Consider the following 26,005-nt stretch of genomic DNA (forward strand, 5'->3'; position numbering starts at 1 on the left):
GTTCATCAAGAGCCACGGCGGATTCCCGGGTCATCGACTGGGGAATCCGCCGTGGCTCTCTTAATTGTGAAAGCGAGGGGAGGAGCCATGGATTCGCAGGACGTCAGTCAGCCCGCCCTGGACGGTCTCGCTCCGCGCCGTCGTTCGAGCAGCAGTCGAAAGAAACCTCCCCGCAGACCGGCCGATGAACTCCCTGTGGCACGGGTGGTGCTGGACGTGCAGGCCACTCACCTGGGTGGGACCTTCGATTATCTGGTGGATGCCGACCAGGACGATCATGCACAGCCGGGATGTCTGGTTCGCGTCCGGTTCGGGGCGCGCAGGGTCAACGGCATCATCTGGGAACGCGTGGCAGACAGCCAGGTTCCCCGCGCCTCCTTGCGCTACCTGGAACGGGTGGTGCTGGATCGCAGCCTGATCTCATCTTCCCTGCGCGCGGACATCACTGCCATCGCCAGGGCCTATGGGGGTACTGAGGCCAATATTCTGCGGCTGGCCCTGCCCCCTCGCGTGGCCCGCATCGACAAGGAGCAGCAGCTGGTTCCCGGTCAGCCCCGGCTGGCGTCTGATCCCGCCTGGGTGGCCGGGCTGGCCCAGCGGCAGAGGGATCTGAAACAGAAGCTTGATTCGGGCTATCAGGGACTGGAGAAACTGGATCAGTCGCTGGAAGATGATGACTTCGGCTCCTTTGTGACCGACATTCTGCCCGGCATGGACCAGGCCGCCCTGCTGGCTGCCAGGGTGCTGATAGGCGCCCTGCTGGCCGGCCGGTCGGCGGTTATGGTGTTGCCGGGCACCCGTCAGGTGACCCACCTGTCCGCAGTCCTTCAGCAGCTGGGGTTGCGCCCCTTCGGCCCATCTGTTGCCGCCGGTCCTGGCCAACAGGAGGCTCACGGCTGGTCTGGTGATTTCGCCATTCTGGACAGCGGCATGGCTCCTGCCGAGCGCTACAGGGCCTACCTTGCGCTGGCCTCCGGTCAAGTCCGCTGCGCCATCGGGCTGCGGGCTGCCATGTACGCCCCGGTGGAGGGTCCTGCCCTCTTCGCTCTGATGGACGATGCCAGCTACCAGTACGCCGATGGGATGATGCCCTACGCCAACGCCCGCGGAGTGCTGAGGCTGCGGGCGCGTGCCCACGGCGGCGTCTTCCTGGCCATGGCCCGTGCCAGAAGCGTGCGCTCCCACTGGGAGAGTCTGCCCGAGGCCATCGAAGCGGACTCTGGCGTGACCGGTCCAGGCACTGCCCTGACGCTTGACCGGCCTACGGTGACCACTCTGCTGCCTTGGATCCGCTGGCTGAACCGGGAGGAGCTGAGCCATCTGGCCGACCCGACCATCGGCGCCCGGGTTCCCCATACCGCAGTCGCCGTTATCAACAAGGCCTTGGAGCGTGGTCCGGTTCTGCTGTCCATACCGCAGGACGGCATCTTCGAAAGCCTGAGTTGCGCTCGCTGTCATCATCAGGCTCGTTGCCCCCGCTGCACTGGGCCCCTGCGGGCACGGCGGCCTGGTGCACCCCGATGCGTCTGGTGCGGGGCAGCGGCTACGGACTGGTCCTGTCCGGATTGCGGGGGTTCACGGCTTCGGGTGGTCAGGGTAGGCGCCGCCGGGACGGCCCAGGAGCTGCGCATGCTCTTCAGGAATGTGCCCATCGTCATCTCTTCGCCCAGCCAGCCCCGCGGGGTAGTCGAGCGTGTACAGGATCGCCCCAGTCTGGTCATCGCCACACCAGGCGCCGAGCCCAGAGTGGTCGCCTCGAGCATGGATGGCAGCAATAAGGACACTGGCGATTCGGATCTGCCCCGGCTGTCACGGGGATACCGGGCCGTGGCCATTCTGGACGCCTGGACCAGCCTGTATGCCCCTGGCGTCGATGCGCGTATGGACACCCTGGGAGCCTGGATGCGCGTGGCCTCCTTCTGCCGCTCCCGGGCCCAGGGAGGTCAGGTGCTCCTGCTGGGGGAATGCGATCCCCAGCTGGCCCAGGCGCTGATGACCTGGCAGGGGCCGGTACTGGCCGCTGCCGATCTGGAGGATCGTCGGCTGACAGCCATGCCCCCTGCGGTCGGTATGGCTGCAATATGGGGTGAAAGGGAGGCCGTCGTCTCGATGCTGGACGCCGTCGGGATTGCACCGGGTCAGGAGGCTGTAACCGATGCCGGTCCTGAGTCTGTTCCTGCCCTGCTTGGGCCTGTGCCCATACCGGCGCCATCCACACTGAAAGCCGGCTATTTGGAGGGAACCCAGGATAGGGTCCAAGCTCTGGTTCGGGTACCCATCAGCTCCAGGGATAAGCTGGCTGACGATCTCAAGCAGGCTCAGGCCCGGTACGTGGCCGGCCGCGGGCGAGGGGAGCTGCGCTTCCGGATGGATCCCAAGGATCTGACCTGATTGTCGCTGCAAGCGAATATCTGCAGGGTCTATGCGGCGTGGTTTCATGAGGGGGCGCAGGCAGAGGCGCAAATGAACGAATTCGGGAAAGGCGGAGAGCCATGAAGGGCTGGCCGGGCGAGATCCAGGTTGAAGCAGATGTGATCCAGGCTGAGCAGGAAGCGGCTCAGGCTAAGGGTCAGCCCATTGAACAGGTCATCTTCGACTTCGGCAACGTCCTGATTCGTTGGCAGCCCGAGATGGCCATGGTGGCCCGGTACGGGCGCAAGAGCATCGAAGCCATGCTGGATGACAGCCGTTCCGGCTTTTACCGGGCCAACGACATGATGGACGGCGGAGCCACCTGCGCCCAGGCCCGTGACTGGGTGGCCGCCAACTGCGGATCCCCCTGGGATGCCATGTTCGCCTACTACTGTGACCACTTCGTCGATTCGCTGGCCGGCCCGGTGCCTGGTGCCCGCATGCTGGTGGAGGATCTGAAGGCGGCAGGCCTGGGTGTCTGGGGGTTGACCAACTGGGGTGCCGAGCTCTTCCATCACGCCTGGGACGGCGACTCCTTCCTGCATAGGCTGGACGGGGTGGTGGTCTCCGGGCCCATCCACATGCGCAAGCCTGACCCGGCCATCTATCGGTACGCCCTGGATCAGTTCGGAATCCAGGCTGGCAGGACCCTCTTCGTGGATGACAAGGGTATGAATGTAGTCGGCGCCAACAAGGCCGGCATCCGCAGCCTGCGATTCAGCAACCCCTACGGGCTGCGCACCGCCCTGATCGAGGCCGGGGTGAACATTCCTCAGGTGCAGTGAACGTGCAGAGGTCCGAAGCCGTCAGATGAAAAGGAGATTGCCGATATGGTCATGACATTGCTGTTTGCAGGCACACCCCAGGTCGCCTTGCCATCGCTGAGACTGCTGGCGGCCGATCAGGAGCATTTCCGGGTTGCTGCCGTGCTCACCAGACCCGACGCCCCCCAGGGGCGTGGAAGGCATCTGCATCCCAGTCCGGTCAAAGCCGAGGCCCTCAGGCTGGGGATCCCCGTTCTTGAGAACAATCCATCCGATCCGGATTTTCCGGCGCGGCTACAGGATACAGGCGCCAGCTGTGCGGCCGTCGTGGCCTACGGACGGATCCTGCGTCAGCCGGTCCTGGACGCCTTTGATGGTGGATGGTACAACCTGCACTTTTCCCTGCTGCCGCAGTGGCGGGGGGCAGCTCCGGTCCAACGGGCCATCTGGGCCGGGGATACCATCACTGGCGCCACGGTCTTCAGGCTGACAGCCGGCATGGATGAGGGGCCCGTCCTGGCCCAGTCAACGGTGGAAATCGGGCCGCACGAGACATCGGGCGAGCTGCTGGATCGCCTGGCCGAGGATGGGTCCCACCTGCTGGCTGCCAGCCTGGAGGCCCTTGCGGAAGGTCGGATTCAACCCAAGGAGCAGACGCGGGGCGCCTATCAGGTGGCCGCCAAAATCACCCACCAGGATGCCCACATGCGTTTTGATGTGCCCGTCTTTGCCCTGGATCGGCAGGTTCGCGCCTGCAGCCCGGAACCGGGAGCCTGGTGTCTGTACCGGCGGGGCGACGATCCGCAGGACGAGCAGACAGGACTGACCGTGCTCAGGGCGGCACCGGCCCGAGGGGATGAGCCAGGTCTTCCGGGGCATCTGGAACCGGGTCGGCTGGCCATGGACCGTCGCCACCTCTGGGTGGGCACCAAGACCCTGCCCCTGGAGCTGCAGATGGTCAAGGCTGCCGGCAAGCGCGCCATGAAGGCCATGGACTGGGCCCGTGGAGCTCGTTTGGAAGACGGGGCCCACTGCAGCTGAATTCTTCCACCGGCTGGCTGTCCAGGCCATGCGGGGATTCCAGGGGCGAATGAAGGAGGAAAGCCATGCAGTCTGATGATGCTGACCAGGCCGACAAGGAGCAGGCCGAGGATGCCAATGACCAGGATCTGGCCGGGGATCGGCGCAACCGTGCGCTGGCTGCGGCGCTGACCAGGGCTGCGAAAGAGCTGTCCAAGGCCAAGAGCCAGTTGGCCCAGTTGGCTCAGCCGCCCTTGACGGCTGCCCTGGCCTTGGGCGTGGATTCCGTCGCCTATGACAGCCAGGGGGTGCAGCAGGCCCGCCTGCTGATCCTGAACGGTTCGCGTCGAATGGTGGTGCCACTGGCGCCCAATATCCGCGCCGAACGGATCAGGGCCGGCCAGGAGGTTCTGCTCAACGCCGATATGGTGGTGGTGCGTGTGGGCGATCAGCCGGTGACCGGGCAGGTCCGCACGCTGCGAGAGACCTTGGAATCCGGTGCCCTGTTGGTGGAAGACCCCTCCGGTCAGACCCGCGTAACTGCGCGTGCGGGCTCTCTGCAGGACCAGCCCATCGAGGCGGGCAGCGCCTTGCTCATGGATGAAAGCTGTTCGCTGGCCCTGGCTGTACTGCCTGAGTCGGATCAGTCCGACATGCTGCTGGAGGAGACTCCTGATGTGGACTTCTCGGATATTGGCGGCCTGGACAGGCAGATCGAGCGGATCCGGGATGCGGTCCAGCTGCCCTTCCAGCATGCCGATCTGATGCGTCGTTATGGGCTCCAGGCCCCCAAGGGTGTCCTGCTCTACGGTCCGCCCGGCAATGGCAAGACCATGATCGCCAAGGCCTTGGCCCGCGCCCTGGCCCAGGAGAGCGACGGTCACGGGGTCTTCCTGTCGGTCAAGGGCCCCGAGGTGCTCAACAAGTTCGTGGGCGAGTCGGAACGGCTGATCCGCCGCCTGTTCGCCCGGGCCCGCAGCCTTGCAGGCCAGGGTGGACCAGTGGTGGTCTTCATCGACGAGATGGATGCTCTGCTCCGCACCCGGGGATCGGGCATCTCATCGGATGTGGAGACCACCATCGTCCCCCAGTTCCTGACCGAGCTGGACGGTGTCGAGTCCCTGGACCAGGTCATGGTCATCGGCGCCTCCAACCGCATCGACATGATCGACCCGGCGGTTCTGCGCCCAGGACGGCTGGATGTCAAGATCCGCATCGATCGGCCCGACAGGGCCAGGTCGGCCGCCATTCTGGGCAAGTATCTGGGCTCCGATATGCCCATGGAGGATGATGCCAGGCCGGAGGAGCTGATCCAGGTGCTGGTCGATGGACTCTTCGCTCGGGATGATGACCACTTGCTGGGCAGAATCATGGATGCCACGGGCCGCTGGCAGCCGCTCTACCTGGAGTCTGTGGTCTCCGGCGCCATGCTGCATAACCTGGTTGATCGGGTCAAGACCATGGCGGTCAAGGCCTCCATCGAACAGGGCCGACAGGTGGGCCTGGACCGCGAGCTCTGCACCAGGGCGGTCCGTGGGCAGTATGAGGACACTCTGGAAGAGCTCCGCGGCCAGGACCCGGACCGCTGGGCAGATCTGGCAGGACTGCGCCCAGGGCAGGTCCAGGAGGTTCGCCCGGTCGACGGACAAGGGGAGCGGTCATGAGTGCCGGGCGGGTCATGGGCACCGAGACGGAGTATGCCATTGCCGACCCCCAGGATCCCGGCGCTGATCCACGCACTCTGGCCCTGCGTATGGTAAGGGCCGCTGCTCAGCCGGCCTTGGCGCACATCCGCTGGGACTACGGGAGCGAGGATCCGGTCAATGATGCCAGGGGAGGTCGGCTGCCGCGTTCCGTTGCTGCTCCGAGCATGCTCACTGATGCGCCCGGCGCCCGGCTGATCGATGTGGCAGCTCCCAACGGCGCTCGGATTTACGTGGATCATGCCCACCCCGAGTATGCCTCGGCGGAAACGGTGGATGCCTTCGATGCGCTGGTTCAGGATCGTGCGGGTGACCGGATGATGGCCCAGGCCGCAGAAAAGGCTGGAGGTCTGGCTCTCTACAAGAACAACGTGGACGGCAAGGGCGCCGCCTGGGGATCCCATGAGAATTATCTGATGGACAGGGCGGTGCCCTTTGCCAGGGTGGCGGCCCTGATGACCATTCATTTCGTCACCCGCCAGATCTACACCGGCTCGGGCAGAGTGGGCCTGGGGCCCAGGAGCGAGGAGGCCGGCTTCCAGCTCAGCCAGCGCGCCGACTATCTGACCAGCCGGATTGGACTGCAGACCACCTTCGGGCGGCCGATCATCAATACCCGGGACGAGTCCCATGCTGGGCCGGGCAGCCGTCGCCTCCACGTGATCGTGGGTGATGCCAACCGGCTGGATGCGCCCCTGGTCCTCAAGCTTGGGACCACCGATCTGCTGCTGGGGCTCTTGGAATCCGAGGATGATTCGACCAGTCAGGTCGATGAACTGCTGGATCGCTGGACGCTGGATGACCCGGTGTCAGCCCTGCACACGGTTTCCCGTGATGTCGCTCTGACCAAGCCGCTGGCCTTGGCAAACGGGGGGTTCGCCGATGCGCTGACCATCCAAATGGCATTGCTGGATGCGGCCCGCCAGGCCAGAAGGGGTATCGACCGGCCAGGTTGTGCCGACGACCGGGTTCTGAACCTCTGGGACCAGGTGCTCGCGGATCTGGCTGCCGTGCGTTCTGGCGACGAGGAGGCTCGTCTGGCCATGCACGATCAGGCAGGCAGGTTGGAATGGCTGCTCAAGTGGCAGCTCTTGGAGCGACTGCGCCGCCGCCGTGCCATGCCCGACTGGTCGGATCCCCGTCTGGCGGCGCTGGATCTGGCCTGGGCACGGGTGGACCCCGGCCGTGACCTGCCATGGCGACTGCAAGGATCTATCCAGCGACTGGCTGATCCCGACCAGATCACCAGGGCCATGGACCAGGGGCCGGAGCAGACTCGTGCCTGGTGCCGTTCCCAGCTGCTTCACCGCTGCCCTGATGCGGTCAAAGCCGTCTCCTGGAGTCGTGTCATTCTTGAGGAGCAGGGACCGGAGGGGGCGCCTGAAACCAGGATCGTGGATCTGTCCGATCCGCTGGGTCATACAAGGTCTTCCTGCCGGGATGACCGCGACATATACTGCAGGTAGCGCAGAAAACAGTCCGATATCCGACCGGACGACCACCGGTGGATCACGGTCGGCAATGTCTCGACCACCCGTTTGAAAGAGAAGAGAAGTATGGAATTGCGCGATTTGGCCATGCAGGCCGCCACAATTGCTGTGGAGGCTGGCCGTCATGCCCTCCAGGACCAGATCAACCCCCACGACCCCCGCTCCACCTCGGCCATCGGCCAGGGCACCCAGTTCTCGCCGGGCATTGACACGCGCCTGATCCGTTACTGCCGGACCAAGATCGCTGCCCTGGATCCTATGGACGGCTTCTGGGAGGAGGAGGCCGGCAATCGCCGTCCAGGCGGCCGCTACTGGTGCCTGGGCCACATCGACGGTCCGGTCAACTATGTGCGCAACATGGCCGAATGGACGCTGACCATCTCCCTCTTCGCCGTGGACGAGAAGGGCCACGCTTCACCGGTCCTGGGCATCGTGCACGCGCCGGTCATGGGCCTGACCTATCTGGCCGCCAAGGGCCAGGGCGCCATCAGGATCCGACGGACCATTGTGGGCGACAAGCGGGAGAAGATCATTCCTTCCACGATGACCACCCTGAACGGGTCAGTGATCAGCTTCGGCATGTCCTACTTCCCCAACGAGTCCGAAAAGGTCCTGCAGATCGTCTCGCGCATGGCCGGCAAGCCTGCCGACATCAAGCGCGTGGGTCCGGTCTCGCTGGATCTGTGCCGGGTGGCGGACGGCAGCTACGATGCCTACTTCGAACCGGCCCTGCACTCCTGGGACATCCCTGCGGTCTCTGCGGCGGCTGTCGTGGTCCGGGAGGCCAAGGGTACCCTCTGGCGCTGGGACGGCGGGCACGTGCGCTGGGAGGGCAGCAACGACGTGGTGGCCACCAACGGGCTTATCGCCGAGGATTTGAACACGTATCTGAGCGGGCGCTGATCCGCGCCGGAAAGGAGGGCGACCATGGCTGAGGCATCCCAGCAGGGACGGCATGTGGCAGCCGGGCAGCAGCAGGAGCAGGAAGAGAATCTGCCGCAGACCGGGGCGCATAAACAGGGTCAGACGGCTGAGTCCGACCTGGATGCGGTCCTTGATGACATCGAGACCACCCTGGAGACCAACGCCAAGGAGTATGTGCAGGGCTTTGTCCAGAAGGGCGGCCAGTGATCCATGGCGGACGGGCAGGGGGCTGACTCGGACTTTCGCAGGATATTCGGCATCGAGACCGAATACGGACTGAGCCTGACCGGCGCCAGTGGACCCTACGCTGCCGGCCGGGTCGCTATGGCCATGTTCCGCCCTCTGATTGAGAAGCACGGGTCAACCAACATCTATCTGCCCAATGGCGCCCGACTCTACCTGGACGTGGGCTCCCACCCGGAGTATGCCACGGCGGAGGCCCGCGATCCGCTGACGGCCCTGACCCAGGTGCTGGCTGGTGAGCGGATCGTGACCGACCTTGCGCAGCGCGCCGGGAAAGGCCTGGCGGAGGACCTGGGCAGGCCGGTGAAGGTTCACCTCTTTGCCAACAATGTGGATGCCCAAGGCCATGCCTTCGGCTGCCATGAGAACTATTTGCTGGACCGGCGAGTCCCCTTGGACATGATCGGAGCCTGCCTGGTCCCCTTTCTGGTCACCCGTCAGCTGATCACCGGGGCGGGTCGTCTGAGCCCAGACGGGTTCCAGCTCAGCCAGCGGGCTGATTTTCTGGACGAAGGGGTCTCCTCGGCCACAACCCGTGCCCGTCCTATGGTCAACACCCGTGACGAGCCTCTGGCTGATCCCGAACGATGGCGGCGTCTGCATGTGATCGTGGGTGATACCAACCGGTCGCCGCTGGCCACCTGGTTCAAGATGGCCAGCACCCACCTGGTCCTGAACTTGATCGAGCAGGCCTGCTGCCGGGGCCGCCGGCCAGAGCTGGCCGACTGGGCCTTGGCTGATCCCGGTGCAGCGGTCCGAGCCGTCAGCCGGGATCGGACCGGCCGGGTAACCCTCGAGCTGCAGGCTTCCACGAAGACCGGCAGCATCAGCGCTCTGGGTCTGCAAGAGGCCTATTGGTCGGCCTGCAAGGCCTTGGTGGACCAGCAGGAGGATATAGGCATCGACCGGCCCCAGGCTTTGCGTGCCCTGCGACTTTGGAGAGCGGCCTTGGATGCGCTGGACGCGGGGCGTTGGCAGGATCTGGCTGACTGGGTGGATTGGGCTGCCAAGTTGCGGCTGCTCCAAGGGCTGAGTCGACGAGGCGCCGGACGTGATCTGGATGAGGCCCTGGACCTGGACTATCACGATCTGAGCGCGGGAAGGTCCTTCCCTGGCCTGATCAGTCATGGACTCATGCGCTCGCCGGTCGACGATTCCGAGGTGCAGCGCGCCATGGATCAGCCCCCGCAGGATACTCGGGCTCGTTTGCGTGGCGACTTCGTTCGTGCTGCAGACCGGGGAACACGCACATGGTCATGCGACTGGAGCCAGCTGGTTTTAGGGGGTTCCCGCCGAGTCGAGGTAGACCTGCCTGACCCCTTCGACCATCTGGGCCCGTCCCGATACCGCTCCCTGATGGATTTTCTGAAGAGTGCCGCAGAGCCTGGTGCCTAGAAGCCCGGTTTGCGCTGCGGGACTTCAATGAGGTCTGTTCTAACAAGAAGGGCCCTGGCATCCGTGGATGGATGTCAGGGCCCTTGCACAAAGGCTTGTTTCACTTCTTGTTGGTGACGGCCTTCTTCAGCAGCGAGCCGGCAGAGATACGCACGCCATAGCTGGCCGGAATCTTGATGGTCTCACCTGTGCGGGGGTTACGGCCGGTGCGGGCGGCGCGCTTGACGCGCTCAGCTGAGAACAGACCGGTCAGCTTCAGACCCTCGCCGGACTTCATGGCCTCGACGAAGACATCCTGGAAGGCGTTGACAGCAGCTTCCGCCTGAGCCTTGGTCAGGTTGGACTTCTGCGCAATCTTCGAAACGAGATCAGACTTGTTGTATGCCATAGAACATCCTTCTTTCGGGGGCCTCCCATTGCTTGATTTGGGGAAAGCCCAACGGTCAATGACTGATATTACCGCAGATTAGGCCCAAACACCGCATTTTCCGGGGGTTTCCGACATTTCATCAAGCGATTTTTGAGGCCCTTGGGAATGAAAGTGTCCGAGGGGCCCTTTAGATGCGATTATGGTTGCTCAGCCAGCGCATGGCCAAGGCTCCCAAGGGGATGCGCAGCCAATAGGTGGCCACCCGGAAGACCAGAGTGGCCGAGATGGCTACGCCCGAGGGAACGCCTGCCAGGCGGAAGGCGGAGAAGAGCACCGCCTCTATGGCTCCCAGGCCCCCGGGTGTGGGGACAGCCGAACCCAGCGTATTGGCCAGGAGGAAGACGAAGGTGGTCTCGAAAACGTTGGTCCGGCAGCCGAAGGCCATCAGGGCGGCCCAGAAACTCATGCCCAGGGCGGCTGACTGCATCACAGCCCCAAGCACGGCCACCACCAGCTGCCTGGGCTGAGTCAGAATCTCTATAAGGTGGCGGGCGTAGGAGGCCACGATGGGCATCAGGCGTTCCATGACCAGTCGCCGTGTGTAAGGCACGGCCATGATCAGGGCTGCGATGATGGCCACTGTCCCGATGACGATGACCAGGGTGTTGGTGGGGATCATCCCGGATAGGGTGTTGCGCCCGGTGAACAGCCCGATGCCGATCAGCAGACAGAAGGTGGTCGCGAACTGGACGGCCACCACGGCGCTCATGATGGCCGTGGCCATGGTGTTGTCATAACCGTCCCGCCGCAGGAACTGCAGGTTGACGAAGGCCGGCCCCACCCCGGCGGGCATGGAGACCGAGGTGAACGAGGAGGCCACCTGGGATAGGAAAATGCCTTTGAAATCGCGCTTGGCCGGGTCGATGAAGACTCCTAGGGTAATGGCGCAGCCCACCCAGGACAGTGATCCCAGCAGGAAGGAGAGGCCAGCCATCCAAGGGTTGGCATTGCGGACGGCGCTGATGACCTGGGGCAGATTGAACTGGGTGACGATGACGGCGACAGCTACTACCAGCAAGGCCAGGGCCACGAAGCTGCGCAGACTGAAACGTGAGAGGGTTACCTGGCCGGTCTCAGCCACCGACTCAGGAGGAGCCAAGGTCTGCAGCTGTTTGCGCAGATCAGTCAGAATCTGTCGATCCCAGCCAGGCAGGGCCTGGGTCTGTGAGGGGATGGCCACCATCTGGCAGAATGGCGATAGCCCGGCCAGGGTCTGGACCCCCCAGGAGGCTCGGGCGGCCGTGATGGCCTGGTCCACGCCGATCATCGCGGCGATCAGGGCGAGAAGCTGGACCCGGTCCAGGGCGATGTTGGCCTGGGAGCTGGCGCTGTCGCCGTTCTCCCAGCCGGCGATGACCGCGGAGCCTGACTGGTCCACGGCCAGAGTCTCCGGGCGGATGCGGCGGTGTGTGAAGCCGCGCTCGTTGGCCCGGCGAAGGTAGTCCATCAGCTGTTTGGCCCTGTCGGCGTCCAGGTTCTCAGGTTCCAAGGGCCCAAGATGGACATCATCCTCAAGGACCAGAATTGAGGATTCGGCGCTCTCCGCCAGACCATAGGGGTGCAGGGTGGTCAGTCCTAGGTCCCGCAATTCAGTCAGCATGGCCATATGGTGTTGCATGGAGTTTCTGACCGACCGGTCCCGGCGCATGGAGACTCCGGACAGTTTGATCCACTGCCAGAGCTGCATCAGATAGCCCATGGTGTGCAGCTGGCCGTCCATGACCGAAACCGTGTAGGTGCGGCCATCCCTGTCACGGGCCCTGTAGATGCGGGAGGCCTCGATAAGATCGTCGTCGAGGGCGGGCAGGGGCTGGCCATCGTTGTCTAGACTGGGATCCTGACGCTCCAGGCTGGCGGCATGGATGCCGATGGAGGCTATGGCCTGCACCACGCCCTGCCCCCAAGCGCCCTTGTTCTGCGTGCCCGCCAGGTATCGGACGATCATGCCCATGATTCGGCCAAGGATCAGCGAGACCAGAACCCCGCTGGCCGAATTGGAGGATATGGCGACCATGATGATGGCCACGACGTATAGAGCGTTCCATCCCCACTTGACCGAGCTGCGTAGTCGACGGGGTCCTGCTGCGCTCAGGAAGGCAGCCAGACCGGCATAGAAGTCAGGCAGCAGGACGGGAGACCCTATGGCGTTCTGGGAGTTGAATGAGGCGATCAGGGTCGGGTTGCCCGCCTTCAGGATCAGGTTGGAGGTCAGCATGACCAGCCCGAAGCCCAGGAACATGGCCAAGGGGGCAGTGATGGCCTGGATCCATTCCCTGTTGACCAGCAGATGGACAAGCACCGCCAGGACCACGGTCACGGTCACTGCTTGCTGAAGGAAGGCCGTGGGCACGTCCATGAGCCAGTCCATGGCATTGCCGGCCTGGCGCATGTCCGACTCGACCCCGGCGGCTATGCCCTTCAGATAGACAGCTGCCAGAGTGACCAGGATTCCCAGGATCAGGGCTGCCAGGGCTCGAAGCAGGTCTTCGGCATCATGAACCCGCTGGGGTGGGGTATCCCGAATGACGACCTGGTCTTCCTGCACAGGGTCGGCGGAATCGTTGTCCTCGGGGGTGATGGTCGACTGGGACGGGGTCATGGTCAGTCGCGATCGAAGTCCACCAAGGTTCCGGCTGCACCGGTGTAGGTTGCCGGCGTCAAGGCCTTGAGCCGGCTCGCCGTGTCCTGGTCCAGGTCCAAGCCGTCGATGAAGTGCTCGACATCCTCCCGGCCGATCCTCTTGCCCCGCATCAGCTCCTTGACCTGCTCATAGGGGTGATCCATGCCTGAGCGTCCAGCCAGTCCGGCGGCCCGCATGGCCGTCTGTATGGGCTCGCCCAGGACCTCCCAGTTGCTGTCCAGTTCGCGGGCCATCTGTGTCTTGTCTGGGTGGATGGTCTGCAGACCGCCGTCCAGGTTGTCCAGAGCCAGCAGGCTGTAGCCCAGGGCCGAACCGATGTTGCGCTGGGTGGTGGAGTCGGTCAGGTCCCGCTGCCAGCGGGTTTCGGTCAGGGTTGTGGCCAGGGTGTCCAGCAGGGCTCCTGAGATCTCCAGATTGGCTTCGGCGTTCTCGAAGCGTATGGGGTTGACCTTGTGGGGCATGGTGCTGGAGCCGGTGGCGCCTTTGACGGGTTCCTGGGCGAAGACGCCGCGGGAGATGTACATCCAGACATCCACGGCCAGGTTGTGCAGGATCCGGCCCAGGTGGGCGATGTTGCCGAAGAGCTCGGCCTGCCAGTCGTGGGACTCGATCTGAGTGGTCAGTGGGTTCCAGACCAGGCCCATCCGTTCTGTGACGAAGGCCCGGGTCAGATTGATCCAATCCACCTGCGGCAGGGCGGCCAGATGGGCGCCAAAGGTTCCAGTGGCGCCATTCATCTTGCCCATGTAGTCCTGATGGCGGATCCGATCCAGCTGCCGGTGCAGCCGGTGGACGTAGACCGCCATCTCCTTGCCCAGGGTAGTGGGTGTGGCCGGCTGGCCGTGGGTCAGGGCGAGCATGGGCAGATCCCGGTATTGCTCCGCCATGGTCGCCAGATGGCTCTCGATTCGGGTGGCCTTGGGGAGCCAGACCTGTTCGACCCCGCCTCGGATGCAGCGGGCATAGGCCAGATTGTTGATGTCTTCGCTGGTGCAGGCGAAGTGGACCAGGGGTGTCAACCCGGGAAGTTGGGACTCAGGGCCAAGGGCTGTGGCTGCAGCTTCCAGACGGCGGTCGATGTAGTATTCCACGGCTTTGACATCGTGGTGGGTCTGGGCTTCGATGCCAGCCAGTTCAGCGATGCCGTCGGCGTCGAAATCCTCGGGGATGGCTCGCAGATAAGCCTGCTCGGCTTTGGTCAGGGGCTCTACGCCCGGCAGGACCGGGTGCTGGCCGTTGCCCGGGTAGCCGTTGGCCAGCATGATCATCCATTCGACCTCGACCCGCATGCGCTCGCGGTTCAAGGCAGGTTCGCTCAGATAGTCCACCAAATCGGCGGTCTGCCTGCGGTAACGTCCGTCCAAGGGATTGAGGGGGATGACTGGGGTGATTCGGCTCAGGTTCATGCCTCCAGCCTAGACGACCGGGTCAACCAGCAGGAATCGACATGGGCGCTTCTGGTGGACCGCGTGTCCTGCTCATCGCTGCAGCCTGCCGCGGTAATAGCGGGTCTCCTGCAGATCGCCCTCTATGGCATGGGCGAAGTGGTCGTCCTGACGTCGTACTGCTGGTGAGTTCAGATCTCGGGCATCGGCCCAGGCCGCCCGCTGGTAGGCCATGCCATGGGTGGATTCCTTGCCGGGTCCGGCAGTGGTCACTGTCCGGCCAGTCCGGCTGCCACCTGGAGGGGGAGGTCCGCCCGCCCTTCCCCTCACGGTCAGTTGATTGGGCCGGGAGGGGTTGTCGGCTCCATCAAGACTGGAGACCAGCTCTTCGCGCATCTCCACGCTGGTGACCCAGGTGTCTGACCCTATCTGGCGATGGGCGATGGGCGATCCGACGGTCACGATGTGATCGAAGCGGTAGCGGTTGGAAAGATCCGAGGCCATGGTGGCGGCCACGATACCGCCCTGGGAATGACCCACCAGGCTGACCGGATCGTCCGGGCGCACCCCGGCATCCCGCATGGCCTGGTCCACCAGACGCAGGGAGGCCGCCCTTTCGCGTACTGAAGCCTTGTCGCTCATGAGCTGGATGTTTTGGCACCAGCCGATGGGCGAATCGAGATGGGAGCTGGTGCCGGGTATGTAGACCAGCCAACGGTCCTTGCCGTCCGCCTCCCGATATCGTTGTACAGCGATGGTTGCGTAAGGAATGCCGTCCTGGCAGGATCCCAAGCTCTCCAGATTTCGCAGAGCGGTGGCGATGTCATGAGCCTCGCCCAACCCCTTGCCCTGAGGCTGGACAGGATCCATCGTGAGCCGGTCACCCTGAAGATGGGCGAGTACGAAGGGCACCAGCAGGCCTGGACCGGTGACCAATCTGCCAATAGGATCATGGTGGTCTGAAGTCAGGTCGGATGCGGCGGCGGCCAGCAGAGGCTGATGGATGCCGGCCGTAGTTTCCAGAAATTCCTGGAATTGCGAGGCATCCAGTTTGCCGGTCAGTTTAGCTGCTCCCAAGCTCAGACCGATGGTTCCCAGCATGAACGGGGCAATAGGCTGAAACAGGGTCAAGGCCTTGGACATCAGGGAGTCTATCAGCCTTTCCATGAATGATTCCGCCTGCGAGTACAACCCGTAGGCCTTGGTCAGCCGATCGGCCACAGACTGGAGCCTGGTGCGGAGATCTTCGCAGGCCTGAGCTTGGCCACTGCAGAAGGTCACCATCAGGTCCAGGGGCAGACGGGCGTGACCTGGCGGCGGCACGGCAGCCTGGGCGCAAGGGAGGGCGGGCAACCCTGGCATGGCTCTGCGGATGGCCTGATTGGTGAGAATCCATTGCGTCTGCAGGGTGGCCAGGGCTCCGCCTGCCTGGTTGAGCCGGTCCGCCATGCCGGTCAGGTGGTCCAATTCTGTGCTGGTGTAACCGTTGGCATCGGGTGCGGCGGTGACCGTCCGCTTCATGGTCGGCTCTCTTGATCGATCAGGTTCAGGGTGCGTCCTGCCTGGACACGCTGATCCTGGCAGAGGGCATCCATGGCCCGTACCTGGGCCCGGTAGGCCTGAGCGGCCTTTCCCTGCCAGTCGACCCTCAGAGCCTGGTCGGCTAGTTCGCTCAGGTGGACCAGGGTTGTTCGCGACTGCCGAGCCATATCGGCCAGCATGGTCCGGCAACGGGCCACCCGTGCGTGGCAGGGGCAGGCTCCGGCCGCCTCAGGATCGGACAGGTAGGAGGGCTGCTCGAGGAAGGGGCCCAGGGTGGGTAGTGACGATGGTGATGACTTGTCCATGCGTCTACTTCATCACCGCAGTCATGCTTGCATGGCGTCGATTGGACCATGTGGTCGATTGTTGCCTGATCCGTTTTGATGGGGACAGGTCTTCGAAAAATGATCGAGCAATGCCTGGTGAGGCCGGTCACCAGGGTTTGACGTTCTTTTCCCGATCCTGGTGGCCGCCCATATTGCCTGTTGGGCTGGGGGACGAGGAGGGATCGCTCTGTTCCTGGTTGCGCTTGAGCAGATCCTCTACCTCAGCTTCCTGCTGCTTGGTCAACCCAGAGGATGCGCCCTTGCCTGATCCGCTCTTTCCATCCTGCCCATTCTTGGTTTTGTCTGCTTGTTGTTTTTTGAGTACCCGTTCCGTACGCTGGGTCAGCGCAGTGCTGGTCGCTTGGTTGGCCTGCGCGGCCTGCCTGGTCTTCGGCAGAAGCAAGGGGCCCGGCCGCTCCACTTGGGCGAAAAGGCGGTCCGCCTGATCTTGCAGCGCCTTGATTGCTGCCGGGTCTGCCTGTGGGTTTCGGGCCTGCCGGATGCTGGTATTCAGTGTGCGCGTGGCCTCGTTGTAAGTGGCGATGGCTCTGACGTTGATCAGGCCCCATGCCCCGGCCAGCGCTGCTATCAGGGCTAAAACGATAAGGACCAGACGCGTTCGAAGGGTGTTCCTGCTCATAGCAATCTCCTCGAAGTACGGACCCATTGCCCTGCCTCAACCAGGATCAGGACCAGTTCCACCAGTGCCAAGGGCCAGACCAGCGGGGTGACATGTCGGCGCACCTGGTCGACCGTGGTCACCCGGTAGCGCTTGGAGACCGAAGCTGTAGCGCCCTCGCGGACAGTGACCCCCTTGGCCAGGGCCTGATAGTGGCCGCTCATCTCGTCGGCCATGGCCTTGAGGGTGTCCGGATCCATGGCCGAGATGCCCGGCTGGCCGGTCTGCGGATCCGTCACCCAGCCTCCGGCGCCGCTGCCGCCGACGTCCGAGGTCAACGGCACCGTGCCTCCCTTGGCTGAGCCGGTTCCCAGGACAAAGGCCTCGTCCAGTCCTTCCCTGAGTACGCTGAAGGATCGCCGTTCGTCCTTGCCGGTCTGTTCTCCATCGCTGATCAGATAGAGCAGGATCCGGTCGTTGGGATGCCGGTCCTTGGTCTGCTTCAATGCCAGAGTCAGCCGATCCAGAGGAGCATCCAAGCTGGAGCCGGAGGAACGGGAGGTGGGCTCTGTGGCCAGCCCGCGGGCCCAGTTGTCCACAGCTCGCACGTCGGGGGTCAGGGGCAGATCGACGCTGGCCGAGGCGCCGAAACTCAGGGCTGAGAAGGATGCATCCGGATAGGTGTCGACCAGGTCGCGGACGGCTGCTTTGGCCGCCTCCAACCGGCTGATGCCGTCCTGGGCCCCATATCCGGCATCCTTGACTGCCATGGATCCGGTCACGTCAACCGCAATGAAGACATCAGTGGCGTTGACGGCCTTGTTGGTGGTTTTGCTGACAGTGCTGGGGGTCAGGACCATGAGGGCCAGGATCAGGACCATGGCGGTGCGCCGGGCCAAGGCCCAGCGATCGGCATCCGTATCCCGGCCCTTGCGCAGTCCATGGATGACCAGCGCAATGGCCAGGAGCAGCAGCAGGCCCGACAATAGGCCGCCGGCCACCCAGCCCAGGGCAGGCTCAAAGGTCAGGGACTTGAGTATGTTCATCGCTTCAGCCTCCAGGCCAGGAGCAGATATCCGGACAGCGCCAGGGCCAGGGCCAGGGTCCACCAGCCGGGTGCATCCACCAGGCTGGACTGCTCCTGCTGGCGTGGGTCGGCTCCATGGCGATGTTCGATCCGGCGGACCAGCGCGCTGATGGAGTTCCCGTCCTGCCGTCTAAGGAAGATGCCGCCGCGGGCTGCGATCAGCCGCTGCATCTGCCGTGTGCTCTCCGCCTCGGTGCCTTGGTCCGGTCCCGAATAGAGTCCGTCCACCGCGATTCCTGCGGCCGAGGTCAGCTTGAGCGCCTCCTCCAGGGTGTATGTGGGTTTGCCGGAGACAACGTTATCGGTGGCCAGGACCAGGGAGCTCGAACGTTGGTCGGCCTTTGCCGGTCCGGGTTGGCCCTTGGGAGCGAATTGCGGCAGGAGCGCAGCGCAACCCACCAGCCCGTCGCCGATCAGTGAGGTGGTGTCCCGGCGGTTCTGCGTGCCCTCCAGCCAGTCGCTGATGTCCTGGTACTGTCGTCCGCTCATGGCATCGATGCGGTCCTGGGACTGCACCCCGTCCAGGATCCGCCGTGCCTTGCTCAATTCGGCGGTGATCATGCCGTAGTCATCGGTAAGGGGGAAGACGGTGCGCGAGGTGGAGTTGAAGATGCTCAGAGCCATGCGTTCGCCCCGGAAGCTGCGGACCAGGTCGAGGTAGGAGGCGATTACCTGCCTGTCGTAGGGCAAGGTGGAGCCGGACACATCCAGACATAGCACGATATCGCGGTTATGACCCTGCTCCAATGTCCGATCGACCCGGGCGGGCCTGGCAGCCAGGCTCAAAACCATCAGCAGGGCCAGAGAGAGCAGGATTGCGGCGCAACGGTTCAATCGTCGCCAGCGCCTCAGCGCCTCATGGCCCTCATCGGTGTCCAGATCGCTCTTCAAGGTCCAGACCCGTGCCCCTGTTTGCTGATCAGGCTTGCCACGACCTGCCATACGGTAGGCCAGCAGGCCGAACGTCAGAGCCAGGGCCAAAGCCAGTATCGGCAGCCATGGCCACCGCCAGGACAGATTGCCTATGCTCATCGCGGCCACCGTTCAATCAAATCCCGTACCCACTCGGCTGCCTGATTCACCGTGGCGTCAGTTCCCTCGCTGTCCTTGGGAAGGGCGAATTCGGGCGGGTAGAGGGCATCTATGGTCTGTCGAAGCAGGTCCAGACCCTGCCGCGTACTCGGCGTACGGGGCTGAGCCTGGATTTCGGCCAAAGTCTTGGACTTCATGTCGCTGTTCCAGGAACGGGAGGCAAATCCACGAGCGATAGCGGCCAGTGCTGTCATGGCCTGGTCACGGTCCAGATGGCCCTTGTCGTACTGGGTCACCACCTGATCGATCCTCTGACGCCATGCATCGAGGGAGTCAGAGCTCGCTTGGATCGGGTGCCCTTCCTGCTGACGGCGGAACCTGGGCAGGAGAATGGCCGCTCCGGCTAGGGCCAGGGCCAGTACGATGGCGGTCGTCGTCAGAGCCAGCAGCCATGCGGGCTGGGTCATGGTGGGCATGATCTTGATTCGACCATGACCGGACGCAAGACGAATCAGGACGACAGCATTCATGCCGCCATCACCGTCCGTCGCATGGGAATGCCTGGTCGGCCGGCTGAGAGCAGGTGGATGAACCTGTTGAACATGGCTGTGCTGGAGTCGGCCCGGATCAGCGAGGCCCCGATTCTGGCCAGTTCCCGGCTAAAGGCCTCGATCTGATAGCGCCTGTGCAGGTCCACAGCTCGCGTCCCGTTTGCGGTACGCAGGAAAGCCGGGATCCTGCGTCCGCTGGGCGCATCCGTCACCGAGCCCATAGGGGGCTGCTGGCGCAGGGGATTCATGGTCTCCACTCCAATGAAATTCAGGGGGTGGGTGGTTGCCAACTGTCGGATGGTCGGCATCAGGTCAACGTGCAATGCCGACTGGTCGGTGGCGATGACCAGTATGGCCTGCCGGTCCTGGATGCCGGCAGCGTAGCCCAGCAGTGCCTCAAGGTTGCGTGGCTGATCCAGCGGTGACTCCAGAGCCCGGTCCAGGGTCTGTTCGAATCGGGCGAAGCCCCCCTGGCAGGGTATGCGGCGGATGGCGGATGAATCGACCAGGACCAGGTCCACCTCATCGCTGCGGCGCAGGCAGAGGGAGGCGAACATGCACAGGGCGTTGGCGGCCACCTGGATGGCCTGCTCCCCGTCAGGGCACGTTCCAGACATCTCGCGGCCGACATCCAGCAGCAGCCAGACCTTGCTGGTAACCAGGCGCTCGCGCTCCACCACCATGGGCCGACCCATCCGTGCGCTGGCATGCCAGTCGATCATGCGGGTTTCGTCTCCGAACTCATAAGCGCGCAGGTCGGCACGTTCGTCACCGCCGCCGCGTCGGCCAGAGGAATGCTCGCCCTCCAGCAGCCCAAGGGCCCTGCGCACCGTGGGAAGCCGCAGACTGGTGTCCAAGGACTCGATCCGTCTGCGGACCGGGTCGCGATTCGAGCGTCGACGGCTCATGGCACCGGCACCGTGTCCACGATCTGGTCGATGATGTCGTCGCTGCTGATGCCGTCGGCCTGCGCCTCGAAAGTCAGCAGGATCCGGTGGCGGAGCACCGAATGGGCCCAGTCCTTCAGATCCTCGGGAATGACATAATCCCTGCCAGTCAGCAGGGCTCTGGCCTGGCCAATGCGCACCAGGGCGATGGAGGCACGCGGGCTGGCTCCCAGCCTCACCTGCTCGGCCAACCCTTGGATGGGCCGCGATCCAGCCCCCCTGCTGGTGGCTGCCAGATCGACTGCATATCGCATGATGGGCTGTGCCACGTGGACCTGCCGGGCCTTCTGCCTCAGGAAGTCCACATCGGCGATGGTCAAGGCGTCCCGATCGTCCTTGCCGGGCATATCGGTGCCTCGGCTGGTCAGCATCTGCAGCATTCGGGTCTCCTGGTCGGCATCAGGATATGTCATGACGGCCTTGAGCATGAACCGGTCCATCTGGGCCTCGGGCAGGTTGTAAGTGCCTTCCTCCTCAATGGGGTTCTGGGTGGCGATCACCATGAAGGGCCGGGGCAGGGCTATGCGCTCGCCGCCGATGGTGGTGGCGCCCTCGGCCATGGCCTCAAGCATGGCTGACTGGGTCTTGGCGTTGGAACGGTTGATCTCGTCCATGAGAACGAAGTTGGCGTGGATAGGGCCCAGCTGCGTCGAGAAGCGCTGTGTGGAGAAGTCGTAGACCTGGGTGCCTACCAGATCCGAGGGCATCAGGTCGGGCGTGCACTGAATCCGCTTGAAGCTGCCGGAGACCGAGGTGGCCAGGGTCTGAGCGGCGGTGGTCTTGGCCAGGCCGGGCACGGATTCGATCAGGATGTGTCCTGAGGCCACCAGCGTCAGGATCAGGGCCTCGCGCAGGTTCTCCTGGCCTACCAGAGTCCTGGAAAAGCGGGTCCTGATCCGGTCGGCCAACTGACGGCAACGTTGCAGGTCGTCCTGGCTGATTGGCGGAACCTGCCGGTCCTGAGCAGGCTGAACAGATGGGGACTGACTGGGTCGAGGTGGGAATAATGCCATAGCAGACATGGTAACGGCATTTCCTGACGATTCAGCCAGCTGGAATCAGGTCAGGGACCAATCCACCGGCTGGGCGCCCATGGCCTCCAGGGCATGGTTGGCCTTGGAGAATGGACGTGACCCGAAGAAGCCGTATCGGGCCGACATGGGGCTGGGATGCGGGGATTTGATGATGGCCGCATTGGTCAGCAGGGGCTCCAGGCTCTGGGCCTGCCTTCCCCAAAGAATGGCCACCAGGGGCCGGACCCTGCCCTCCTGGTCGCGTCGGTCGTTCAGAGCTCGGATGGCGGCGTCGGTGATCTCCTCCCAGCCCTTGTTCCGGTGGCTGGCCGGCTTGCCCACCCGTACAGTCAGGCAGCGGTTCAGCAGCATGACCCCTCGCCTGGTCCAAGGCGTCAGATCGCCGTTGGAGGGCGTGGGCAGGCCCAGGTCGGAGCTGAGCTCGGTGTAAATATTGCGCAGGGAGCCGGGGATGGGGCTGACGGCAGGGTCCACGCAGAAGCTCAGGCCCACCGGATGCCCGGGCGTCGGATAGGGATCCTGGCCCACGATCAGGACCTTGATGGAGTCGAAGGGGATGGTAAAGGCGCGAAGGATGTTCTTGCTGGCAGGCAGATAGCGGTGGCCCTGGGCCAGCTCGGATCTGAGGAAGTCGCCCATCCGGTGGATGTTGGGCTCGACAGGAGCGAGAGCCTTGGCCCAGCCAGGATCCACCAAGGCGCTCAGAGGTTTGCGATGGGTTCGGCCCTGGCCTCCTGCTATGGTCGGAGGGTTGGTACCGGTTCCGTTCGTCGGCGCGGGGGAGGTTGCGGCAATAGGCTGGCTGCTGTTCATAAGGTCACTATATCGCTTGGTGATATGAGCCGGTCAGGGTTGTCATGGCTTTCCCGGGCTTGCGGGGAACGTCGGATGGTCAGCGGGATGCTGCTCCGGCGTCCCATTACATATAATGGTTCAGGATCCGGTGGAGCGGAGGAGAGTTCATGGCTAGCACGCGCGACAATGGGACGCAGGCGCGCCCTCAGGTTCATGATGCGTTCGACAACCCTCCCAAGGGGCCGGTCGGTGTGCATCGGGGGCCCCGTTCCCTGCCGGTCAGGGCTCTGCCCTACCTGCTGGTGGTTGTCCTGGCCGTGCTGTGCGGACTGGGCTTATGGGCTGCAGTCAGCGGCTCCCTGCCCTGGCAGCAGACGCACACTGATGCCTCCCGGGTCATCAGCAGCCATGTGCCCAAGCGGTCTGCATCCCCCTCCGCCTCAGACAGCAAGACCTCTGCTGAAAAATCCTCCCAGGAGCAGACTTCGCAGCCGCCCTCGCAATCGCCTTCGACGAGTGCATCCAGCAGCAGCCCGGCACCTGTGGTCAACAGGGGCACACAGGTGGCCATCATCAACGGAACCAGGATCACCGGGCATGCGGGCAGCAAGCGCCAGGTCCTGGTCAATGCCGGTTACACTGCGGTCACGGCAACCAACCCGCAGGGCGCTCTGCCTGGCGTAAGCACGGTCCGCTACCGTGATGAGGCCGACAAGGCTACCGCCCAGGAGGTGGCCAGCCTGCTGGGCATCACCCAGGTTGAGCAGTCCTCCGTGGCCTCCACTCCGGTGGAAGCCATCCTCATGCAGTGAGGTTCAGCCAGCCGGACGACAAAGGGAATTCGATGGCAAAAGTTCCCGAATTTCGGCTCGGCGTTTTGCAATTGCCCTGTCGATAGGCCTAAACTGACCTTGCCGACCGGCAGATGCGGTCAGTCTCGTATCTGTTGTGACGCGGCACCTATGTTAAGGAAGTTAGTTATGGCACAAGGCACTGTGAAATTCTTCAGCGCTGGCAAGGGTTACGGATTCATCAATCCCGACGATGGCGGCGAGGACGTGTTCGTGCACTACTCAGCCATTCAGTCCGACGGGTTCAAGACCCTTGATGAGGGAGATAAGGTCGAATATCAGGTGGAAGAGGGCCCCAAGGGTCTGCAGGCAACCAAGGTCACCAAGCTCTGATTGTCGTCTTCTGTATTCGTCATGGTGGATCCCGGTTATTCCGGGGTCCATTTTTTGTAGCATGTGTTTCGAATTACAGTGCTGAGCCGGGACTGTGCAGGGTGCGGATTGCCTGTGGGCGCGGCCGATGGGTCAGGGGCGATATGGCATACAGCCTGCAGCGTATTTTCCCCTGGGGTTGGCACTCGGCTCCATCGAGTGCTAATCTGCTGAATTAGCACTCGAGGTGCGGGAGTGATAACACGACAGCTGACGGTCGGGTTCCGTTCCACGCCGACGGTGGGTCATGAAACCTCAAGCCATGACGGAGGAAGCAACAATGGCAAAAATCATCGAGTATGACGAGGAAGCTCGTCAGGGCATGCTTGCCGGCCTGGACAAGCTGGCCGACACAGTAAAGGTCACCTTGGGCCCCAAGGGTCGCAATGTGGTGCTGGACAAGTCCTACGGGGCCCCGACCATCACCAACGACGGCGTCTCCATCGCCAAGGAGATCGACCTGGAGGATCCTTACGAGCGCATCGGCGCCGAGCTGGTCAAGGAAGTCGCCAAGAAGACTGACGACGTAGCCGGAGACGGCACCACCACCGCCACCGTACTGGCCCAGTCCCTGGTGCATGAGGGCCTGAAGAACGTGGCTGCCGGGTCCAACCCCATCGCCCTGCGTCGCGGCATCGAGAAGGCCGCCGACGCCATCGTCAAGGAGCTCGTGGCTCAGTCCAAGGAAGTCGAGACCAAGGACCAGATCGCTGCCACCGCCACCATTTCTGCGGGCGACCCCGAGATCGGCAATGAGATCGCCGAGGCCCTGGACAAGGTCGGCCAGGACGGCGTGGTCACCGTCGAGGACAACAACCGCTTCGGCCTGGACCTGGAGTTCACCGAGGGCATGCGCTTCGACAAGGGCTACATCGCCCCCTACTTCGTCACCAACAACGACGACCAGACCGCCGTTCTGGATGATCCTTACATTCTGCTGACCTCGGGCAAGGTCTCCAGCCAGCAGGACGTGGTCCACATCGCCGAGCTGGTCATGAAGACCGGCAAGCCGCTGCTGATCGTCGCTGAGGATGTGGATGGCGAGGCGCTGCCCACTCTGATCCTCAACAAGATCCGCGGCACCTTCAACTCCTGCGCCGTCAAGGCTCCTGGCTTTGGCGACCGCCGCAAGGCCATGCTGCAGGATATGGCCATTCTGACCGGCGCACAGGTGGTCTCCGACGAGCTCGGCCTCAAGCTGGACTCCATCGACATGAGCGTGCTGGGCACCGCCAAGAAGGTCATCGTCTCCAAGGACGAGACCACTATCGTCTCCGGCGGCGGCTCCAAGGATGAGGTCTCCGCACGCGTGGGCCAGATCCGCACCGAGATTGAGAACACTGACTCCGACTACGACCGCGAGAAGCTGCAGGAGCGGCTGGCCAAGCTGGCCGGCGGCGTGGCCGTCATCAAGGTCGGCGCAGCCACCGAGGTCGAAGCCAAGGAGCGCAAGCACCGCATCGAGGATGCTGTCCGCAACGCCAAGGCCGCCATTGAAGAGGGCCTGCTGCCCGGAGGCGGCGTGGCTCTGGTTCAGGCCGCTGCCAAGGCCGAGAAGGATGTCAAGCTGGATGGCGACGAGTCCACCGGTGCCTCCATCGTCTTCCGCGCCATTGAGGCCCCCATCAAGCAGATCGCCGAGAACAGCGGCATCTCCGGTGACGTGGTCATCAACAAGGTCCGCTCGCTGCCTGCCGGCCAGGGCTTCAACGCCGCCAACAACGAGTACCAGGACCTGCTGGAGGCCGGTGTGGCCGACCCCGTCAAGGTGACCCGCTCTGCCCTGCAGAACGCAGCCTCCATCGCCGGGCTCTTCCTGACCACCGAGGCCGTCGTGGCCAACAAGCCTGAGCCTCCGGCACCTGCTGCCGCTCAGCCTCAGGGCGACATGGGCTACTGATCCCTCGAGGTTCGGCCGGGCTTTTCGGCTGGACTGATTGATCGCCAAGGACAGGGGCCTGCGCACCGGATAATGGTGCGCAGGCCCCTGTCTCTTTTCTTGCGCTCGTTCACCGTCTGTTCCGTTTTCCGCATATGCATGCCGGGTCTGGGGCCGATCCGCCATGATCGAATGGCTCCGGGTTGCCTGCATGCATCAACCAGGCGTCAGGCTCCGGCGAAGAGACGGGTGGCCTGGGCCTCGGTGTCCGCATAGAGCGACGATGCCTGTGTCAGAGCTGCCTGGATACCTTCAAGCGCCTGTTCCATCTGAGCCTGCGAGGCGCGCCACTGCTGGGCCACTGTGGCGAATTGACTGGCCGCCGAGCCCTGCCAGACGCTTTGCAGATTGTCCAGATTGGTGTACATTCCCGCCACGGCATCTCTGATGGCCCCTATCGAGCCGCTGACCGCCCCGGAGGCCGTCTGTATCTGATCCGAATCAACTTGGTACCGTGTCATGATTGTCCTTTCCGTGAATGGCGGTGATGGTGGGGGAGTCCA

24 protein-coding genes are annotated in these 26,005 nt (G+C 63.8%); 11 read left to right on the forward strand and 13 right to left on the reverse strand.

The window, feature by feature from the left end:
• The first annotated feature begins 87 nt into the window (after window positions 1-87).
• The 8 genes from ACUIAH_RS00755 to ACUIAH_RS00790 all read left to right on the forward strand — a co-directional run bounded on the left by ACUIAH_RS00755 (window position 88) and on the right by ACUIAH_RS00790 (window position 9,951).
• Window positions 88-2,391: a primosomal protein N' gene (locus ACUIAH_RS00755; RefSeq protein WP_445341060.1), complete on the forward strand. Its 2,304-nt coding sequence runs from the start codon at window positions 88-90 to the stop codon at window positions 2,389-2,391.
• A gap of 101 nt (window positions 2,392-2,492) precedes the next feature.
• Entirely contained in the window at window positions 2,493-3,197 is a 705-nt protein-coding gene (locus tag ACUIAH_RS00760) for an HAD family hydrolase (RefSeq protein WP_445341061.1), read from the forward strand.
• Between the two features lie 45 nt (window positions 3,198-3,242).
• Entirely contained in the window at window positions 3,243-4,217 is a 975-nt protein-coding gene (fmt, locus tag ACUIAH_RS00765) for a methionyl-tRNA formyltransferase (RefSeq protein WP_445341062.1), read from the forward strand.
• A 65-nt stretch (window positions 4,218-4,282) separates the two neighbouring features.
• A complete protein-coding gene (arc, locus tag ACUIAH_RS00770; protein ID WP_445341063.1) occupies window positions 4,283-5,860 on the forward strand; it encodes a proteasome ATPase in 1,578 nt (525 codons plus the stop codon).
• Window positions 5,857-7,365: a depupylase/deamidase Dop gene (gene dop / locus ACUIAH_RS00775; protein ID WP_445341064.1), complete on the forward strand. Its 1,509-nt coding sequence runs from the start codon at window positions 5,857-5,859 to the stop codon at window positions 7,363-7,365. Before arc ends, dop begins: the two co-directional genes overlap by 4 nt.
• A 90-nt stretch (window positions 7,366-7,455) precedes the next feature.
• The gene (locus ACUIAH_RS00780; protein ID WP_445341065.1) at window positions 7,456-8,292 is read left to right on the forward strand and encodes an inositol monophosphatase family protein; all 837 of its coding nucleotides are present in this window, start codon (window positions 7,456-7,458) and stop codon (window positions 8,290-8,292) included.
• A 24-nt stretch (window positions 8,293-8,316) separates the two neighbouring features.
• Window positions 8,317-8,520, forward strand: a complete 204-nt coding sequence (locus ACUIAH_RS00785; protein ID WP_045924644.1) for a ubiquitin-like protein Pup — start codon at window positions 8,317-8,319, stop codon at window positions 8,518-8,520.
• 3 nt (window positions 8,521-8,523) lie between these two features.
• Window positions 8,524-9,951 carry a proteasome accessory factor PafA2 family protein gene (locus ACUIAH_RS00790; RefSeq protein ID WP_445341066.1) on the forward strand — a complete coding sequence of 476 codons (1,428 nt, stop codon included), beginning with the start codon at window positions 8,524-8,526 and terminating at the stop codon, window positions 9,949-9,951.
• A 100-nt stretch (window positions 9,952-10,051) separates the two neighbouring features.
• Here the strand turns inward: ACUIAH_RS00790 and ACUIAH_RS00795 are convergent, their stop codons facing one another.
• From ACUIAH_RS00795 to ACUIAH_RS00850, 12 genes are all read right to left on the reverse strand, one after another.
• Window positions 10,052-10,339: an HU family DNA-binding protein gene (locus ACUIAH_RS00795; protein WP_015022121.1), complete on the reverse strand. Its 288-nt coding sequence runs from the start codon at window positions 10,337-10,339 to the stop codon at window positions 10,052-10,054.
• A gap of 169 nt (window positions 10,340-10,508) precedes the next feature.
• Window positions 10,509-12,980 carry a lysylphosphatidylglycerol synthase transmembrane domain-containing protein gene (locus ACUIAH_RS00800; protein WP_445341067.1) on the reverse strand — a complete coding sequence of 824 codons (2,472 nt, stop codon included), beginning with the start codon at window positions 12,978-12,980 and terminating at the stop codon, window positions 10,509-10,511.
• Window positions 12,981-12,982: 2 nt separating this feature from the next.
• On the reverse strand, window positions 12,983-14,428 hold the full coding sequence (gene purB, locus ACUIAH_RS00805) for an adenylosuccinate lyase (protein WP_445341068.1): 1,446 nt from the start codon (window positions 14,426-14,428) through the stop codon (window positions 12,983-12,985).
• A gap of 72 nt (window positions 14,429-14,500) precedes the next feature.
• On the reverse strand, window positions 14,501-15,928 hold the full coding sequence (locus tag ACUIAH_RS00810; protein ID WP_445341069.1) for an esterase/lipase family protein: 1,428 nt from the start codon (window positions 15,926-15,928) through the stop codon (window positions 14,501-14,503).
• On the reverse strand, window positions 15,925-16,254 hold the full coding sequence (locus ACUIAH_RS00815; RefSeq protein WP_306221070.1) for a hypothetical protein: 330 nt from the start codon (window positions 16,252-16,254) through the stop codon (window positions 15,925-15,927). The genes ACUIAH_RS00810 and ACUIAH_RS00815 overlap by 4 nt, the downstream gene beginning before the upstream one ends.
• Before the next feature lie 127 nt (window positions 16,255-16,381).
• Window positions 16,382-16,915, reverse strand: coding sequence for a DUF6466 family protein (locus ACUIAH_RS00820; RefSeq protein ID WP_445341070.1), 534 nt, complete (start codon window positions 16,913-16,915; stop codon window positions 16,382-16,384).
• Entirely contained in the window at window positions 16,912-17,940 is a 1,029-nt protein-coding gene (locus tag ACUIAH_RS00825) for a vWA domain-containing protein (protein WP_445341071.1), read from the reverse strand. Before ACUIAH_RS00825 ends, ACUIAH_RS00820 begins: the two co-directional genes overlap by 4 nt.
• Window positions 17,937-19,013, reverse strand: coding sequence for a vWA domain-containing protein (locus tag ACUIAH_RS00830; RefSeq protein ID WP_445341072.1), 1,077 nt, complete (start codon window positions 19,011-19,013; stop codon window positions 17,937-17,939). The genes ACUIAH_RS00825 and ACUIAH_RS00830 overlap by 4 nt, the downstream gene beginning before the upstream one ends.
• Window positions 19,010-19,543: a hypothetical protein gene (locus ACUIAH_RS00835; protein ID WP_445341073.1), complete on the reverse strand. Its 534-nt coding sequence runs from the start codon at window positions 19,541-19,543 to the stop codon at window positions 19,010-19,012. Before ACUIAH_RS00835 ends, ACUIAH_RS00830 begins: the two co-directional genes overlap by 4 nt.
• Window positions 19,540-20,472, reverse strand: a complete 933-nt coding sequence (locus ACUIAH_RS00840; RefSeq protein ID WP_445341074.1) for a DUF58 domain-containing protein — start codon at window positions 20,470-20,472, stop codon at window positions 19,540-19,542. The genes ACUIAH_RS00835 and ACUIAH_RS00840 overlap by 4 nt, the downstream gene beginning before the upstream one ends.
• Window positions 20,469-21,524: an AAA family ATPase gene (locus ACUIAH_RS00845; protein WP_198200092.1), complete on the reverse strand. Its 1,056-nt coding sequence runs from the start codon at window positions 21,522-21,524 to the stop codon at window positions 20,469-20,471. The genes ACUIAH_RS00840 and ACUIAH_RS00845 overlap by 4 nt, the downstream gene beginning before the upstream one ends.
• Before the next feature lie 45 nt (window positions 21,525-21,569).
• On the reverse strand, window positions 21,570-22,358 hold the full coding sequence (locus ACUIAH_RS00850) for a uracil-DNA glycosylase (RefSeq protein ID WP_231575791.1): 789 nt from the start codon (window positions 22,356-22,358) through the stop codon (window positions 21,570-21,572).
• A 149-nt stretch (window positions 22,359-22,507) separates the two neighbouring features.
• Here ACUIAH_RS00850 and ACUIAH_RS00855 point away from each other — a divergent pair, with 149 nt between their 5' ends.
• From ACUIAH_RS00855 to groL, 3 genes are all read left to right on the forward strand, one after another.
• Window positions 22,508-23,152, forward strand: coding sequence for a LytR C-terminal domain-containing protein (locus ACUIAH_RS00855; RefSeq protein WP_445341075.1), 645 nt, complete (start codon window positions 22,508-22,510; stop codon window positions 23,150-23,152).
• A 168-nt stretch (window positions 23,153-23,320) separates the two neighbouring features.
• The gene (locus ACUIAH_RS00860; protein ID WP_045924634.1) at window positions 23,321-23,524 is read left to right on the forward strand and encodes a cold-shock protein; all 204 of its coding nucleotides are present in this window, start codon (window positions 23,321-23,323) and stop codon (window positions 23,522-23,524) included.
• Window positions 23,525-23,843: 319 nt separating this feature from the next.
• Window positions 23,844-25,463, forward strand: a complete 1,620-nt coding sequence (gene groL / locus ACUIAH_RS00865) for a chaperonin GroEL (RefSeq protein WP_101432598.1) — start codon at window positions 23,844-23,846, stop codon at window positions 25,461-25,463.
• Window positions 25,464-25,669: 206 nt separating this feature from the next.
• On the opposite strand, the gene ACUIAH_RS00870 is transcribed toward groL, so the two are convergent.
• Window positions 25,670-25,963 (reverse strand): WXG100 family type VII secretion target, encoded by a 294-nt coding sequence (locus ACUIAH_RS00870; protein ID WP_045924632.1) that lies wholly within the window; start codon window positions 25,961-25,963, stop codon window positions 25,670-25,672.
• Window positions 25,964-26,005: the final 42 nt, after the last annotated feature.

The sequence above is a fragment of the Bifidobacterium sp. ESL0820 genome (genome assembly GCF_052606235.1).

What these genes read in the sequence shown, in the direction of transcription:
- ACUIAH_RS00840 (WP_445341074.1), bottom strand. Translation starts at nt 20,472, where the DNA reads ATGAGCCGTCGACGCTCGAATCGCGACCCGGTCCGCAGACGGATCGAG.
- ACUIAH_RS00785 (WP_045924644.1), top strand. Translation starts at nt 8,317, where the DNA reads ATGGCTGAGGCATCCCAGCAGGGACGGCATGTGGCAGCCGGGCAGCAG.
- fmt (WP_445341062.1), top strand. Translation starts at nt 3,243, where the DNA reads ATGGTCATGACATTGCTGTTTGCAGGCACACCCCAGGTCGCCTTGCCA.
- ACUIAH_RS00815 (WP_306221070.1), bottom strand. Translation starts at nt 16,254, where the DNA reads ATGGACAAGTCATCACCATCGTCACTACCCACCCTGGGCCCCTTCCTC.
- ACUIAH_RS00845 (WP_198200092.1), bottom strand. Translation starts at nt 21,524, where the DNA reads ATGGCATTATTCCCACCTCGACCCAGTCAGTCCCCATCTGTTCAGCCT.
- ACUIAH_RS00835 (WP_445341073.1), bottom strand. Translation starts at nt 19,543, where the DNA reads ATGAATGCTGTCGTCCTGATTCGTCTTGCGTCCGGTCATGGTCGAATC.
- ACUIAH_RS00820 (WP_445341070.1), bottom strand. Translation starts at nt 16,915, where the DNA reads ATGAGCAGGAACACCCTTCGAACGCGTCTGGTCCTTATCGTTTTAGCC.
- ACUIAH_RS00795 (WP_015022121.1), bottom strand. Translation starts at nt 10,339, where the DNA reads ATGGCATACAACAAGTCTGATCTCGTTTCGAAGATTGCGCAGAAGTCC.
- ACUIAH_RS00755 (WP_445341060.1), top strand. Translation starts at nt 88, where the DNA reads ATGGATTCGCAGGACGTCAGTCAGCCCGCCCTGGACGGTCTCGCTCCG.
- ACUIAH_RS00850 (WP_231575791.1), bottom strand. Translation starts at nt 22,358, where the DNA reads ATGAACAGCAGCCAGCCTATTGCCGCAACCTCCCCCGCGCCGACGAAC.
- ACUIAH_RS00780 (WP_445341065.1), top strand. Translation starts at nt 7,456, where the DNA reads ATGGAATTGCGCGATTTGGCCATGCAGGCCGCCACAATTGCTGTGGAG.
- ACUIAH_RS00870 (WP_045924632.1), bottom strand. Translation starts at nt 25,963, where the DNA reads ATGACACGGTACCAAGTTGATTCGGATCAGATACAGACGGCCTCCGGG.
- ACUIAH_RS00790 (WP_445341066.1), top strand. Translation starts at nt 8,524, where the DNA reads ATGGCGGACGGGCAGGGGGCTGACTCGGACTTTCGCAGGATATTCGGC.
- ACUIAH_RS00825 (WP_445341071.1), bottom strand. Translation starts at nt 17,940, where the DNA reads ATGAACATACTCAAGTCCCTGACCTTTGAGCCTGCCCTGGGCTGGGTG.
- ACUIAH_RS00760 (WP_445341061.1), top strand. Translation starts at nt 2,493, where the DNA reads ATGAAGGGCTGGCCGGGCGAGATCCAGGTTGAAGCAGATGTGATCCAG.
- ACUIAH_RS00830 (WP_445341072.1), bottom strand. Translation starts at nt 19,013, where the DNA reads ATGAGCATAGGCAATCTGTCCTGGCGGTGGCCATGGCTGCCGATACTG.
- ACUIAH_RS00855 (WP_445341075.1), top strand. Translation starts at nt 22,508, where the DNA reads ATGGCTAGCACGCGCGACAATGGGACGCAGGCGCGCCCTCAGGTTCAT.
- ACUIAH_RS00810 (WP_445341069.1), bottom strand. Translation starts at nt 15,928, where the DNA reads ATGAAGCGGACGGTCACCGCCGCACCCGATGCCAACGGTTACACCAGC.
- arc (WP_445341063.1), top strand. Translation starts at nt 4,283, where the DNA reads ATGCAGTCTGATGATGCTGACCAGGCCGACAAGGAGCAGGCCGAGGAT.
- ACUIAH_RS00860 (WP_045924634.1), top strand. Translation starts at nt 23,321, where the DNA reads ATGGCACAAGGCACTGTGAAATTCTTCAGCGCTGGCAAGGGTTACGGA.
- purB (WP_445341068.1), bottom strand. Translation starts at nt 14,428, where the DNA reads ATGAACCTGAGCCGAATCACCCCAGTCATCCCCCTCAATCCCTTGGAC.
- groL (WP_101432598.1), top strand. Translation starts at nt 23,844, where the DNA reads ATGGCAAAAATCATCGAGTATGACGAGGAAGCTCGTCAGGGCATGCTT.
- dop (WP_445341064.1), top strand. Translation starts at nt 5,857, where the DNA reads ATGAGTGCCGGGCGGGTCATGGGCACCGAGACGGAGTATGCCATTGCC.
- ACUIAH_RS00800 (WP_445341067.1), bottom strand. Translation starts at nt 12,980, where the DNA reads ATGACCCCGTCCCAGTCGACCATCACCCCCGAGGACAACGATTCCGCC.